Origin of the sequence: Roseovarius aestuariivivens (genome assembly GCF_004761875.1) — a bacterium.
Taxonomy (GTDB): Bacteria; Pseudomonadota; Alphaproteobacteria; order Rhodobacterales; family Rhodobacteraceae; genus Roseovarius; species Roseovarius aestuariivivens.
The window spans coordinates 429,031-441,123 of sequence record NZ_SJEY01000001.1; the positions used below are offsets into that span (position 1 = coordinate 429,031).

Consider the following 12,093-nt stretch of genomic DNA (forward strand, 5'->3'; position numbering starts at 1 on the left):
GCCCATGGGTGGAGCCGGAGTTATCGCGATCGCACTGTCGGTGCTGTGCCTGATCGTGTCGTTCGTTTTCGCCGTCCCTAGCTGGGTCAACCTGCTGGGCATCGGCTTTGGGATCGTCGGACTGGTCTTGCTGGGACGCGCCCGCAAGGGCGGCGGCGGGGACGGCGGTTTGTGACGGGCATCGACCGCGACCGGCGTGAGGGTCTGGGTCTGATCGCCGGCATCTTGATAGCCCTTGGCCTGACGCTTGGGGGGTATCGGTCGGGCCGGGACGACATGCTCGTTCTGGGGATTGCCGCGACGGTGGTTCTGGCAATTTGGGTTATTGCGCGGCCGTCCGGCGGTGCGGATGACGGCGGCGGGGGCAATGCGCCGGACAGTGCGGGCGAGTGTGGCGGGGACGGCGAATGAGCGACCCGGCCGGGACGTCACAACTGCCCGGCGAGGGCTTGTCCGATACCCGTGCCAGCCGGCGCTATTTCGCGAAATTCGAGGTGATCACCGCCCATCTGGCGCGCGTGGCCGCCGTGATGCACGCCGATGGCCGGCTGTCCCGGCGCGAGGTGGCCGTGCTGGCCACCTATGCGCGCAGGCTGATGCATAGCTTTCGCGCCCTGTCGATGAAATACCTTCTGGTCGGGCGCGACACAGGGCGCTTTTTCGGCTCGCTGGCGGTCGACAGGCAGAAAAGCGGGTTTCCCATCCATGCCGAGCTGATGGTCATGGCCAATGACGCGGCACAGGCGGCGGGACACTTGGCGCGCCTGCCCGAGGCGCAGGAGCTTAAGCACCAGATGGTCGAGCAGATTATCTCGGAGCGAGAGATCCCCACGCGGCTGCAATTCGCGCTCTCTCAGCGGCTCTACTATGAAGAGCTGTCGCGCGGGCATCTCTTCTGGGCGCGCAATGATCCGCAGCTCGACTGGATTGAGGGGCTGGGCGAGCGGCAGAGGTTTCTGGTGCACTGGGCGGTCTACGATAGCCAGACGAACCTGCCGACGATTTACCTCATGGAGATCGAGGATAGCGGGCGGGTCTCTCTGGGCCGCGACGGGCGGCGCTGGCCCGAGCTTGAAGCGCATCTGATGGGCCAGAGCCTGGGCGGGCTGAAACTTCTGACCATCGCCAAGGGAATCGACGAGAGCTTTGACGATCTGCATCCCAAGCGGCTGCGCAGGCTGCATGTCGGACCGCTATATTCGCAGAGCTTCACCGCCCAGGGTGGCCCGCTGGCCGAGGTTTTGGCGCAAGCCGCTGCGCCCGCCGGGCATGATTGGGCACTGGCCTGGACCGACGAGATTTTGGAGAGCGAGCGGATCCGCGAGGAGCGCGCGGGCTGGTTCGGCACGGTGGAACGCGAGGTGTTCGCGCTCGATCCTTTTGCGGGACGTGGGGCCGAGACCGGGGCGACGCGCACGGAGCGCGCCGTCATCCTGCCCGAACGGCCCTATCAGACGCTTGTCGAGGCGGCGCCGCCGGGGTTTTCAGGAGTGACCAAATACGTGGTGAGCCCGAGCGGACGGGTGTTGCGGTATTAGATCGAAGCCGGGCTGAAGCTCGGCCGACGCGAGAAAGGGCGGGGGCTCCCCGCCGATCTGGAGAGGCATATGGGTTTGACAGCCGACACGATGGAATTGCGCGAGGCGGATATCCGCAAGCATTACGATGCCGCCACGGCGATGCTGGAGGGGGTTGATCACACGCCGCGCATCGGCCGGACCGCGGCGGCGCCAGTGACCGAGCGGTCAAGCGGGATTGGCACGCGTCGGCGGTTTCGCAGCACGACGCCGGGGCTGGTGACGCGGGCAACCGCGCGGCCCGAAGGTGTGCATCTTTTGGCGCGCATCGAGGCCACGGGGGGCGATGACGCGCTGATCAGCCCGTTGCAGGCGACGGTGATGCAGGGGCTGCGGCGCGCGCTGGCCATTGCTTTGGCCTTGGGTGAGCAGTTTTCCGAGGCGACCGGGCTGGCCGAGATGCGGCGCGCCAACCTTGCCGGGTCTTTGGAGGCCGGGCGCAAATCGGAGTTCACCGAATTGCTGGCGGCCGAGGCGCTGGCGGTGACGCATGTCTTCGGCAATGCGACGGCCTTTCTTCTGGCGCCGCATGGCGGGGAAGTGAGCGTCGAGGTGGGCGAGGTCGATGAGGTGCTGACCGACAGCGCGCTTACCGCGCTGCACGGCTGTTTGTGGGAACTGGACCAGATGCTGGCCGCCCATGCGGACGAAGAGGCGCGCTTGGTGGCGACAGTGACGGCCTATGCCGAGCAACTGATGGAGAAGGTGGCGCTGCGGGCGGGGCAGGCCGGGCGGCTGGGGGCCTTTACCGGCGCAAGCTGGCGCGTGGAGGCGGACGGGTTCACCATTCGCGGCTTCGAGCCCTCGACCAAGCGGCGCAGCGCGCCCCTGACCATGCAGTTCAAGACACCGCATCAGGTCGTCGGCAACCACATCGCCAAGGCACAGGCGCAGCGGTTGGCGAAAATGCTGATGGCCTATGATTTCGAGCGCAAGATGAACCCTTTTGCCGAGCTGGGTGGCTTCATCTTCACGTTCATGGGCGATGGCAAGCCGGGAACGGGCAAGACGACGCTCATCCAGATGATGGCGGGGCTCATTCACGGCTATTGCGAGGTGGCGGGCTATCCGTTCCGCTATGCGAACCTCTCGACCGAGAGCATCGACAGCTATCAGGGCAAGAGCGCGCAGAACGCCAAGGATTTTATCAACGGGGTTCTGGACCCGGGCGTGATCGGGTTCGGCACGATCGACGATATCGATCAGCTGGCCGGCAGGCGCGGTGACCGGCAGTCCAGCGCGGGACAGCTGGAGATCACCGCCGTGCTGATGGAAAGCTTTGCCGGGGCGCAGACGGTGGTGCGCGGCAACTGCACGTTTGGCATGTTCTCGAACTTTCCCGAGAACGTGGATGACGCGCTGCGCCAGCGGGCGGGCGCGCGGTTTCTGGTGGACGGGCCACAAACGCGGGAGGATTATATCGACATCCTGCATCTCTTGATGGGCAAGAACCACGATATCCCGCTGGGGGAGCATGATCTTTACGCCGCGCAGGAGATCAGGCGCGCGGTGGCGGCGAGCTACGAGGGGCATAACCGGCCTCAGGAAGAGGGGCTCTTGGCCGTGTGGGAGCGGGTCGAGGGAGAGCTTGGCCCGCTCGATACGATTGCCAAGCTGGGGACGTATCTGAAGGGGATACAGGAGGCGGATGAGCGCTTCACGGGCCGGGCGATCAAGAACATCACGGACGCGGTGAAGGTCCGGGCGATGGATTTCGAACTGCCGGATGAATGGATGGAGGAGCCGGAGCTGTTCCTCTTCAAGCCCTACGAGGAGAAGACCGCGATGATCGAAGAGTTGCGCCGGCCCATCACAGTGGAGATGGTCGTGCAGGAGATCAACCGGTACGCGGATTCGGAATTCCGCTATGCCGACAGCTCGGACGAGGCAGCCATCGAGACCGCCGTGCGGGAGATGGGACGGATGGAAGAGGCGAAGAAGAGGTATTTGGAGGGAAAAGGGTGATTTATCAAGTATACCGCGATGCTGTTAGTTTTGCATTTTTTCCATTTGCAATAACAATTATGGTATTTTGGGTATCGGGTCTGACGTTCTTAGAGTTTGAAGGATTCATTCGAAAATATAGTGGGACACTTATTTCATTGGGCACTTTGCTTCTTGTCTCGGTATTGACAGTTTTTGCGGCGCATTTAAGCAGTCAGGCTGCTGAGAAAACAGCGAAGAACAACAGACGAATCCAAGCTGAACTTAAAGTTGCGGAGTTCCGCCAGAAATGGATTACAGACATGAGAAATGACATTGCCGAGTTGGTTGGCCTTTCTTTTCACTCGACAAAAGAAGAGGACTTTGCAAAGGCGTATGAGCTTTCCATGAAAATCGAACTCCGGCTCAATCCGACAGAAGAATTGGCAAAATCTGTCTCCAACTGCCTTGTAGAAGTTTCAAAAAAAAGTAATGACGTTGAGCGGTATAAAGCGATTTCAAACCTTGTACTTGAAAGCAGGAAATACCTAAAGAGTGAATGGTCACGGTTGAAATATGAATTAGAACAAGCGCAAATTCTTGGAATTCCCAGTTGAACCGCCTCATCAAATCCGGCCTCATGTTCGGCAACCTGATCCACGTGGCCTCGCCCGCGCTGGCGGAGCGGTATAATCGGGCGCTGGAGCATCTGACGGGCCGGACCACGTCCCTGACGGATTTCTATATCGACATCTCGGGCTATTCCCCCGAGGTGGGGCATGAGCTGGGCGATCCGCTTTACCTCAACCACGCAGGCGTGAACCGGCAGTTCATCCTGCTGACCACGGCGCAGAAGACCGCGCCGCTTTTGGAGGCCAAGTTCTCGACCAGCCGGGGTATTCTGCGGCAGTTCGTCGAGGCCAACGAGGCGGCGCTGTTTGCCCTGACTGCGCGGGATGCGGTGGCGGGGGAATTGGTGAACAGCGTTTATGACATGTCGACGCCCGCGCGGCTTTTCGATCTGCGGCGCATCACCATCGAGGCCGATACCACCGACGGCGCGCTCAAACAGGCCGGGCGGCTGAGCGAGAAGGTGGACCGGTTCATGACAGAGCCGGGGGCGTGGTACGACGACGTCCTGATCGCCGAGATGATCGCTCTGGCGGAGCAAACCGGGGACGTGCTGCGCAATCCGATCCACCTGGACCGGATGAGTTTCGAGCAGCGCAATTTCTGGACGGCGCATTTCGGCGGCGTCTACGTGTTTCAGGATGTGCCCCGTCCGGGGGTGATCTGTGCCCGCGATCCGGGGCTTTTCGACGGCGCGCCCGTCGATAGGGTGATCGGCTTTGACGATCCCAACGGGATCGCGCGGTTTCTGGCCGATAACGATCTGGTGGAGCCGATCGTCATCGCGCGTGGCATCGACGCGGCGGCCATCCTGCGGCAGAAGATGGATTTCGTGCTGGTCGACGCGCTGGCTGGTGCGGGCGTGGATATTCCCGGGCGTGACCGGGCCGCGATGCGCCGGCTGGCGCGCGCCCATGCAGAGCGTCTGCCGCAGGCGTTCCACAGTCTGGGCGCGCTTCTGCGATGGGCCGAAAGCGGTGGGGCCTGGCCCGAGATCGGATCGGATGATCCGGCCTATTTCTATACCCTGCGGGCCGCCGCGCATCCTGATGCGGATCTTGTGAATCGGCTTCTGGCCGAGCTTGCGCCGATGGATTTCCGACAGCTTTTCATCTGTCACAAAGAGAGCTTCTATGACGCCTATGCAGGCTGGCCCGAGGCGAAGAAGGCCTATGCCGTCGATCTTCTGGTCAATGAATACCAGGTGGACAAGCTGGGGCTGCGCGAGGCACTCTTTGGGCGTGAGGCGCCGATGGCCGCTCCGGATCCCGTGGCGCCGCGCATGGGGCCTTGGGGGCCGGTGGTGCCGGCGGCTGGCTGAGTGAGGAAACGGACCGATGGCAGCACTGGCGCGCCTTGTGATCGTGGGCTTCGTCGTTCTGACGGTGATCTACATTTCGCTTTCGCTGTATTCGCGCGCGGTGCGGCGCGGCAAGCTGGAAACCTGGTGGGAGGAAGAGGGCCGGCCCGGCGACCGGGACACGTATGTCCGGGAAGGCCTGCAAGACTACGATCACTCCCTGCGCCGCAAGCTTATCCTAGGGGTTTACGTGGTGCCCTGTCTGGTGGTCGGCGTGATCATCTATTTCGTCAATTTTCACTGAGCGCGCGATGCATCAGGCGGCCCCGCTGCGGCGGCCTTCTGAGGTCACGCTGAGACTGTCGCGCACCCAAGACGGCAATTCCAGCGGATAGGCCGGGTCGGGCGCGTAAGAGAGCACCTGATCGCGCAGTTTCTTGACCAGCCGCCAGCGTTCGGATTGGCCGCGCATGGAAATCTGGCGCAATGCCTCGACCTGATTGGCGTCCAGCTGTGGGCGGGGATCGGTCTTGGTGAGGACGAAGGCGGCAGGATCCGCGCCGAGATCGCGCAGAAAGGTGCGCAGGTAGGTTTCAGCACCGAGCTTGATCCTCTCGAAGGCCCGCATGTTCAGATCGAGCGCGGGATCGACCGCCTGCAGACGGTCCCGCAGGCTGGCGAAGTCGATGGCGTTGAAATTGACCGCCCGGCAAAAGGCGGCGAGATCGAGATTGAGTTGAGCGCTGCGGATCGCTTCGGAATAGAGGCTGACAATATAGGTTTCGGGACGGCGCGAAAACATCAGCAGGCGCGTGTGTGCGGCCGGCAAACCGGAGGTGATAAGGCGAAGCGCCGCGGGCGCTTGCGTGTAAAAGCCGGGATTGTCGATCCCCCATGCGAGCGCCTGATGCATGGATGGCCCGAGCAGATCCGGCTCGGATATCAGAACCGTGGTGGCGCCTGCAGCCTCGGCCCGGCGGGTGATCTTGCTGTTGATTGCGGCCAACGCGTCGGGTTCCGGTATGGCCCGGGCCGGGTGGTAGAGCCGGTTGACCGTCTTGCGCGCCCGTTGCAGCGCAACGGGCATCTCCTCGTTGACGTAGAACACGCCTTGAGCGCGCAGGATATCGAGATTGGCCGCCAGGTTGCCCTGAAGGAAGCCGGACGCCGTTTTATGCGCGCCCAGATGGAACACGTATTGCATGAAGACTGCTCGCTGCCGTTGTATTTATTATCTTTTGCCGGAAAGATACCGCACGGCGCACGATCTGGCAACAAAAGCCGGACCGGCGGGGCAGATTGGCAGCGTAAATCACGGGGCGGATCAGTGGTGGGCGACCTAGGAATCGAACCTAGCGTGCGTCTCCGCGAGGGAGTTACAGTCCCCTGCCACACCTTGCGGCCTGTCGCCCACTGGAGGCCGTATCTAAAAGCGGGGCTGGGCTGCGTCAACCGGAAAATCGCTTGCGATTGAGGGCCGTGACGGCCATGGTCCCGGCCTTGGAACGGAGGGTCGGATGGCTGCGAAAAAACCCCGCTGGGTGGTCGAGAAGGAACAGGCGAAAAAGGCCGCGGCCAACGAGACCGTGTGGCTTTTCGGCCTTCATGCGGTGCGCGACGCGCTTATGAATCCGGCGCGGGAAAAACTCCGGCTGATCGTCACGCCCAACGCGCTGGCCAAGCTTGAAGAGGCTGTGACCGCCGCCGGAATTGAACCGGATATGGCAGATCCGCGCAAATTCTCCGCGCCGCTCGATCCCGGTTCGGTGCATCAGGGGGCTGCGCTTGAAGTAAAGCCGCTCGATTGGGGAGACATGGCGCAGATCTGTCTTGGCGACGGGGTGCGCGCCCCGCGCGTGGTTCTGCTCGACCGCGTGACCGACCCGCATAACGTGGGGGCGATCCTGCGGTCGGCCGAGGTGTTCGGCGCCCAGGCGGTGATCGCGCCGCGTCACCATGCGGCGCCCGAGACCGGAGCCCTGGCCAAGACCGCCAGCGGCGCGCTCGAGCGTCAGCCTTATCTGCGGGTGCGCAACCTCTCGGACACGATCGGTGAGCTGCAGGCGATGGGCTATTTCGTTCTGGGACTGGCCGGGGAGGCCGATCAGACGCTGGAAGAGGCGCTTGCCGGCAAGCGCGACCGGGCCGTGGCGCTGGTTCTTGGGGCGGAGGGCCCGGGCCTCAGACCCCGGACGCGCGAGAGCTGCGACAATTTGGTCCGCATCGGTTTTGCCGGGGCTTTCGGATCTCTCAACGTCTCAAATGCCGCCGCCGTGGCCCTATATGCATCCAGAGAGACCTAAGAGGAGACCGGCATGGGCCACAAGATCACCACTTGCAGCTATTGCGGCATGCGTGCCGCGCTGATCTTCGATGAAGGGTTGCATGAGTTGACCTGTCGCGCCTGCGGGGCCCCGATTCATGAGATGAAGTTCATGCCGCAAGCACCTGACAAACAGAGGAAAAAATACTCTCCGGGCGCCGCGGTGCGACAGCGTATGCGGCGCGAGGCCGAGACCGAAGTGCGTGGCGACTTGAGCCGCCATCCCGAGAGGCGGCGGCCCGTCAAGCGCCGCAAACCTCTGGCGCGAAAAATGATCGAAGAGCTGTGGGATGTGGTCGAGGACATCTTCGACTGACCCGCCCGGCGACGCTCACGGATCTGTGTTCACAGCCGGGCTGCAGGCTCTTTTTATCCGTCACAGTGCACCTATGTATTCTAACAGGAGTGCCGGTTCGGAACACCGGTGCTTCTCTTCACTGTCCCTCGTTCCGTGACTGGCGCCCGGGCATTCCCCGGGCGCTTTTTTATGCCGAGAAAAGCGGATAGGGTGCCGGCATGAACGAACCATATTCCGATGCGCATCTGCGCAATATCCTCAAACGCACCCGGCGGATCGCTGTGGTGGGCGTGTCTCTCAACGAAGTGCGGCCCAGCTTTTATGTGGTGCGGTATCTCAAATTGAAGAAATTCGACGTCGTCCCGGTCAACCCGGTGCATGCGGGCAAAACCGCCTTTGGCACGACCGTCCTGGGCAGCCTGTCGGAAATCGAAGGCGGCGTCGACATGGTGGATATCTTTCGCCGGCCCGAACACGTGCCCGAGATTGTCGATGAGGCGCTGGAGTGCTTCCCGGATCTCAAGACCATTTGGATGCAGATCGGAGTCTGGCACGAGGAGGCCGCCGAAAAGGCGCGCGCACGCGGCATTGATGTGGTGATGAATCGCTGTCCCAAGATCGAGTATCAGCGGCTGTTCGGTGAGTTGCGCATGGGCGGCTTCAATACCGGGGTGATCTCGTCAAAACTTTGACCCGAGGGGCGCGCCGGACATCAATGCGCTGCGTCAGGCCCCGTGAGATTTTCGGGACAAGAAAAACTGGGACTTGTCAGGTCGCCTTGATGTCGGCGGCGATGCGCATTTCCCGCAAGGGGCGCACCCGCCGGATGGCTTCCTCGTAGATCGGATCGGCCTTGTAGGCTGCGAGCGCGGCCTCATCGGGAAATTCGGCATAGACCACGAGATCGACCTCGGTGCCGGTCAGCTTGTCGGCATAAAGGTTCTGTCCCACCTCGAAATGCGTAGCGTGTGGGATGTTGCCAAGCGTCAGAAGGCCCTCGCGGATGCGAGGCAGGTCCGCGGGATCGCGGGCAGTGAAGAAGACGATATGGCGGATCATGACTTGCGCGCGGCCTTTTCCTGAAGACCGGAGCGGGATTGACGGCCGGCGAGTTCCTCCATCACGTCACCCAGCGGTACGCCGCGGCTGTGCAGCATGACGAGAAGGTGAAAAAGAACGTCCGCGGCTTCGGAGGTGAGACGCGGCGCATCCCCCTTAACCGCCTCGATCAGGGCCTCGATCGCCTCTTCACCGAATTTTTCCGCAACCTTTTCGGGCCCCTTTGCCAAAAGGCTGGCGGTCCAGCTGCTCTCTGGGTCGGCCTGCGCACGCGCCTGCACGATCTTTTCGAGTTCTTCGAGGGTCATGCGCCCAGCCTCACGGGGATACCTGCCGCCGCCATGTGGGCTTTGGCCTCGGCGATGCTGTGATCGCCGAAATGAAAGATCGACGCCGCAAGCACCGCAGAGGCACCGCCCTTTGTGACACCTTCGACGAGGTGGTCGAGCGTGCCGACGCCGCCCGACGCGATGACCGGGATCGAGACCGCCTCGGAGATGGCGCGGGTGAGCGGCAGGTTGAAGCCCGCGCGGGTGCCGTCCCTGTCCATCGACGTCAAAAGAATCTCTCCTGCGCCCTTGGATTCGACGAGTTGCGCGAACGCGACCGCGTCGATACCGGTCGGTTTGCGCCCGCCATGGGTGAAGATCTCCCACTTGCCGGGAGCCACGGTCTTGGCGTCGATGGCCACGACGATGCATTGCGAACCGAACTGGTCCGCAGCCTCGCGCACCACGTCGGGGTTGGCCACGGCGGCAGAGTTGAACGACACCTTGTCTGCGCCGGCCAGCAGCAGCGCGCGCACATCCGCCACGGTCCGCACACCGCCGCCCACGGTTAGTGGGATGTAACATTGTTCGGCGGTGCGCGTCACCACGTCGAGCATCACGCCGCGGTTTTCATGGGTGGCATGAATGTCGAGAAAGCAAAGCTCGTCGGCACCCGCGGCGTCATAGGCGCGCGCGGCATCGACTGGATCGCCCGCATCGCGCAGGTTGACAAAATTCACGCCCTTGACGACGCGCCCGTCGGCCACGTCGAGACAGGGAATGATACGGATCTTGAGCATGGTCGTGCCGGTGTAACCTAAGTCACGGGGATGTTTATGGGCATTTGCCGCGACATGCCAGAGGATGAGATCAGGTTTGGCAAAGAGCTTGGAGATTTGCGATGAAAAATCTGATTGCGGCGGGTGCCTTGGCGTTTTTGGGCGGCGCGGTCATGGCCTCGGAGGACGATATTCTGAAGGTGAAAGCGGCGGGCGACGTGCCGGCAACGATGGATGCGCTGCAAGCCGCCGTCGAGGGCGCAGGCGCCACCGTTTTTGCCCGCGTGGATCACGCGGGCGGCGCGGCCTCGGTCGAGATGGATCTTGCCCCTTCGCAACTTTTGATTTTCGGAAACCCCAAGCTGGGCACGCCGGCGATGCAGGATGACCCGCTGGCCGGGCTGTTTCTGCCGCTCAAGGTGCTGGTCTACGAGGATGCCGACGGGCAGGTCTGGCTGGCCTACGAAAACCCCAAGGAGACACTCGACGATCTGGGCGGGATCAGCGACGACGCCGGGTACATCGCCAAGATGCAAGGCGCGTTGGGCAAGCTGACGGGAAAGGCGGCGGGCGGCTGAACCGGTCGCCCGAGCGCGGCGGCGTTTCTTGGGTCATTCCGCCAGAGCGGCGAGGGCCTTTTTCAGGTCAAGCGCGCCGTCATAAAGGGCGCGGCCGGATATTGCGCCGTTGAGAGGCGCGCCGCAGTCGCGCAGGGCGATGAGATCTTCGAGCGACGACACGCCGCCCGAGGCGATGACCGGGATCGAGACCGCCTGCGCCAGAGCCGCGGTCTCATCGATATTGGGGCCCTGCATCGCGCCGTCTCGATTGATGTCGGTGTAGATGATCGCCGCGACCCCCGCATCCTCGAAAGATTTCGCGAGATCCGTCGCCAGTACATCGGTTTCCTCTGCCCAGCCCTTGGTGGCCACGCGTCCCTCGCGCGCGTCGATACCGACGGCCACCTGACCGGGGAAGGTGCGGGCGGCCTCGCGCACGAGAGCTGGATTTTCCACCGCGACAGTCCCAAGGATCACGCGGGCCAGCCCCTTGGAGAGCCAGCGCTCGATCGTGGCCATGTCACGGATACCCCCGCCAAGCTGCGCTGGAACATCGCAGCGCGACAGGATCGCCTCAACCGGTGCTGCGTTGACGGGTTCTCCGGCGAAGGCGCCGTTGAGATCGACAAGGTGCAGCCACGCGCAGCCAGCGTCGACGAACTCCTTGGCTTGTGCGGCGGGGTCGTCGTTGAACACGGTCGCCTTTTCCATCTCGCCCTTGAACAGGCGTACGGCCTGTCCGTCCTTGAGATCGATCGCGGGGTAAAGGATCATCGGCATCGTTCCCTTTGCTATGGACGTGGCTTTGGCATGACGCGTGGGCATTTGCAACGCGACGTGGCGTCAGGCTTGATCGGACCCGGCCAACCCGCACAGATGATCGCAGATATTTCAGGAGGAGAGAGACATGAAGACACCCGTTCTGGCCGCTCTGGCGGTGCTGATGAGCGCAGGCATTGCACTGGCCGCGGACCCGCTTGAGGGCTACTGGCGCACCGCGAAGGATGACAACGGCAACTCGGGCCTCGTGCATGTAAAGCCCTGCGGCGGCGGGCTCTGCGGGACTCTGGTGAAGGCCTATAACGGCCAGGGTCAGGAGATCGCGAGCGACAATATCGGCCGCCAGATCATTTCGCAGACCAAGGCGAATGGCGGCGGGGCGTATTCGGGCAAGGTCTACAGCCCGGACCGCGGCAAGACCTACAACTCGAAACTTCAGATGCAGGGCAATCTGCTCAAGGTGTCGGGCTGCGTGCTGGGAATCTGCCGCGATGGCGGCACTTGGCAGAAGGTGAAGTAAGGCGTCAGCGTTCGACGTGGGGCGCGCTGAAGCACGCTCTACTATGACCGGGATGACCTCGTAGGGCGTGCTTTA

Annotated in this window: 17 protein-coding genes and 1 tRNA gene; 12 read left to right on the forward strand and 6 right to left on the reverse strand. The window is 62.8% G+C overall.

Annotated elements, in window-relative coordinates; all coding sequences use genetic code 11:
• Positions 1–4 precede the first annotated feature (4 nt).
• The 7 genes from EZV60_RS18990 to EZV60_RS02060 all read left to right on the forward strand — a co-directional run bounded on the left by EZV60_RS18990 (position 5) and on the right by EZV60_RS02060 (position 5,734).
• Positions 5–175 carry a hypothetical protein gene (locus EZV60_RS18990; RefSeq protein WP_167853441.1) on the forward strand — a complete coding sequence of 57 codons (171 nt, stop codon included), beginning with the start codon at positions 5–7 and terminating at the stop codon, positions 173–175.
• On the forward strand, positions 172–411 hold the full coding sequence (locus tag EZV60_RS02035) for a hypothetical protein (protein ID WP_135501625.1): 240 nt from the start codon (positions 172–174) through the stop codon (positions 409–411). Before EZV60_RS18990 ends, EZV60_RS02035 begins: the two co-directional genes overlap by 4 nt.
• The gene (locus EZV60_RS02040; protein ID WP_135501627.1) at positions 408–1,538 is read left to right on the forward strand and encodes a hypothetical protein; all 1,131 of its coding nucleotides are present in this window, start codon (positions 408–410) and stop codon (positions 1,536–1,538) included. Before EZV60_RS02035 ends, EZV60_RS02040 begins: the two co-directional genes overlap by 4 nt.
• Before the next feature lie 69 nt (positions 1,539–1,607).
• Positions 1,608–3,542, forward strand: a complete 1,935-nt coding sequence (locus EZV60_RS02045; RefSeq protein WP_135501628.1) for an AAA family ATPase — start codon at positions 1,608–1,610, stop codon at positions 3,540–3,542.
• On the forward strand, positions 3,539–4,117 hold the full coding sequence (locus tag EZV60_RS02050; RefSeq protein ID WP_135501630.1) for a hypothetical protein: 579 nt from the start codon (positions 3,539–3,541) through the stop codon (positions 4,115–4,117). The genes EZV60_RS02045 and EZV60_RS02050 overlap by 4 nt, the downstream gene beginning before the upstream one ends.
• Complete coding sequence (locus tag EZV60_RS02055; RefSeq protein ID WP_135501632.1) at positions 4,114–5,451, forward strand: DUF6638 family protein; 1,338 nt, start codon at positions 4,114–4,116, stop codon at positions 5,449–5,451. The genes EZV60_RS02050 and EZV60_RS02055 overlap by 4 nt, the downstream gene beginning before the upstream one ends.
• Positions 5,452–5,467: 16 nt before the next feature.
• Positions 5,468–5,734, forward strand: coding sequence for a hypothetical protein (locus EZV60_RS02060; RefSeq protein ID WP_135501634.1), 267 nt, complete (start codon positions 5,468–5,470; stop codon positions 5,732–5,734).
• Between the two features lie 12 nt (positions 5,735–5,746).
• On the opposite strand, the gene EZV60_RS02065 is transcribed toward EZV60_RS02060, so the two are convergent.
• Positions 5,747–6,634: a hypothetical protein gene (locus EZV60_RS02065; protein ID WP_135501636.1), complete on the reverse strand. Its 888-nt coding sequence runs from the start codon at positions 6,632–6,634 to the stop codon at positions 5,747–5,749.
• A gap of 124 nt (positions 6,635–6,758) precedes the next feature.
• Positions 6,759–6,842, reverse strand: a tRNA-Tyr gene (locus EZV60_RS18995).
• A gap of 105 nt (positions 6,843–6,947) precedes the next feature.
• Between EZV60_RS18995 and rlmB the strand changes: the two genes are divergently transcribed.
• The 3 genes from rlmB to EZV60_RS02080 all read left to right on the forward strand — a co-directional run bounded on the left by rlmB (position 6,948) and on the right by EZV60_RS02080 (position 8,743).
• Positions 6,948–7,733, forward strand: coding sequence for a 23S rRNA (guanosine(2251)-2'-O)-methyltransferase RlmB (rlmB, locus tag EZV60_RS02070; protein ID WP_135501638.1), 786 nt, complete (start codon positions 6,948–6,950; stop codon positions 7,731–7,733).
• 12 nt (positions 7,734–7,745) lie between these two features.
• Positions 7,746–8,069, forward strand: a complete 324-nt coding sequence (locus tag EZV60_RS02075) for a C1 domain-containing protein (protein ID WP_135501640.1) — start codon at positions 7,746–7,748, stop codon at positions 8,067–8,069.
• Between the two features lie 200 nt (positions 8,070–8,269).
• Entirely contained in the window at positions 8,270–8,743 is a 474-nt protein-coding gene (locus EZV60_RS02080) for a CoA-binding protein (protein ID WP_135501642.1), read from the forward strand.
• A 76-nt stretch (positions 8,744–8,819) separates the two neighbouring features.
• Here EZV60_RS02080 and EZV60_RS02085 read toward each other — a convergent pair whose 3' ends face one another.
• Genes EZV60_RS02085 through hisF form a run of 3 tightly spaced genes read right to left on the reverse strand, consistent with a single transcriptional unit; the run spans position 8,820 to position 10,179 of the window.
• Positions 8,820–9,110, reverse strand: coding sequence for a Dabb family protein (locus EZV60_RS02085; RefSeq protein WP_135501644.1), 291 nt, complete (start codon positions 9,108–9,110; stop codon positions 8,820–8,822).
• Complete coding sequence (locus EZV60_RS02090; RefSeq protein ID WP_135501646.1) at positions 9,107–9,418, reverse strand: phosphoribosyl-ATP diphosphatase; 312 nt, start codon at positions 9,416–9,418, stop codon at positions 9,107–9,109. Before EZV60_RS02090 ends, EZV60_RS02085 begins: the two co-directional genes overlap by 4 nt.
• Positions 9,415–10,179, reverse strand: a complete 765-nt coding sequence (gene hisF / locus EZV60_RS02095) for an imidazole glycerol phosphate synthase subunit HisF (RefSeq protein WP_135501648.1) — start codon at positions 10,177–10,179, stop codon at positions 9,415–9,417. Before hisF ends, EZV60_RS02090 begins: the two co-directional genes overlap by 4 nt.
• A 101-nt stretch (positions 10,180–10,280) precedes the next feature.
• Between hisF and EZV60_RS02100 the strand changes: the two genes are divergently transcribed.
• Positions 10,281–10,736: a DUF302 domain-containing protein gene (locus tag EZV60_RS02100; RefSeq protein ID WP_135501650.1), complete on the forward strand. Its 456-nt coding sequence runs from the start codon at positions 10,281–10,283 to the stop codon at positions 10,734–10,736.
• 33 nt (positions 10,737–10,769) lie between these two features.
• Here the strand turns inward: EZV60_RS02100 and hisA are convergent, their stop codons facing one another.
• Positions 10,770–11,492 carry a 1-(5-phosphoribosyl)-5-[(5-phosphoribosylamino)methylideneamino]imidazole-4-carboxamide isomerase gene (gene hisA, locus EZV60_RS02105; protein ID WP_135501652.1) on the reverse strand — a complete coding sequence of 241 codons (723 nt, stop codon included), beginning with the start codon at positions 11,490–11,492 and terminating at the stop codon, positions 10,770–10,772.
• 133 nt (positions 11,493–11,625) lie between these two features.
• Here hisA and EZV60_RS02110 point away from each other — a divergent pair, with 133 nt between their 5' ends.
• The gene (locus EZV60_RS02110; RefSeq protein WP_135501654.1) at positions 11,626–12,018 is read left to right on the forward strand and encodes a DUF2147 domain-containing protein; all 393 of its coding nucleotides are present in this window, start codon (positions 11,626–11,628) and stop codon (positions 12,016–12,018) included.
• Positions 12,019–12,093: the final 75 nt, after the last annotated feature.

Excerpts from the sequence above, each read along its gene's own strand:
- EZV60_RS18990 (WP_167853441.1), top strand. The coding sequence starts at position 5 with ATGGGTGGAGCCGGAGTTATCGCGATCGCACTGTCGGTGCTGTGCCTG.
- EZV60_RS02040 (WP_135501627.1), top strand. The coding sequence starts at position 408 with ATGAGCGACCCGGCCGGGACGTCACAACTGCCCGGCGAGGGCTTGTCC.
- EZV60_RS02045 (WP_135501628.1), top strand. The coding sequence starts at position 1,608 with ATGGGTTTGACAGCCGACACGATGGAATTGCGCGAGGCGGATATCCGC.
- EZV60_RS02060 (WP_135501634.1), top strand. The coding sequence starts at position 5,468 with ATGGCAGCACTGGCGCGCCTTGTGATCGTGGGCTTCGTCGTTCTGACG.
- EZV60_RS02065 (WP_135501636.1), bottom strand. The coding sequence starts at position 6,634 with ATGCAATACGTGTTCCATCTGGGCGCGCATAAAACGGCGTCCGGCTTC.
- rlmB (WP_135501638.1), top strand. The coding sequence starts at position 6,948 with ATGGCTGCGAAAAAACCCCGCTGGGTGGTCGAGAAGGAACAGGCGAAA.
- EZV60_RS02075 (WP_135501640.1), top strand. The coding sequence starts at position 7,746 with ATGGGCCACAAGATCACCACTTGCAGCTATTGCGGCATGCGTGCCGCG.
- EZV60_RS02080 (WP_135501642.1), top strand. The coding sequence starts at position 8,270 with ATGAACGAACCATATTCCGATGCGCATCTGCGCAATATCCTCAAACGC.
- EZV60_RS02085 (WP_135501644.1), bottom strand. The coding sequence starts at position 9,110 with ATGATCCGCCATATCGTCTTCTTCACTGCCCGCGATCCCGCGGACCTG.
- EZV60_RS02090 (WP_135501646.1), bottom strand. The coding sequence starts at position 9,418 with ATGACCCTCGAAGAACTCGAAAAGATCGTGCAGGCGCGTGCGCAGGCC.
- hisF (WP_135501648.1), bottom strand. The coding sequence starts at position 10,179 with ATGCTCAAGATCCGTATCATTCCCTGTCTCGACGTGGCCGACGGGCGC.
- EZV60_RS02100 (WP_135501650.1), top strand. The coding sequence starts at position 10,281 with ATGAAAAATCTGATTGCGGCGGGTGCCTTGGCGTTTTTGGGCGGCGCG.
- hisA (WP_135501652.1), bottom strand. The coding sequence starts at position 11,492 with ATGATCCTTTACCCCGCGATCGATCTCAAGGACGGACAGGCCGTACGC.
- EZV60_RS02110 (WP_135501654.1), top strand. The coding sequence starts at position 11,626 with ATGAAGACACCCGTTCTGGCCGCTCTGGCGGTGCTGATGAGCGCAGGC.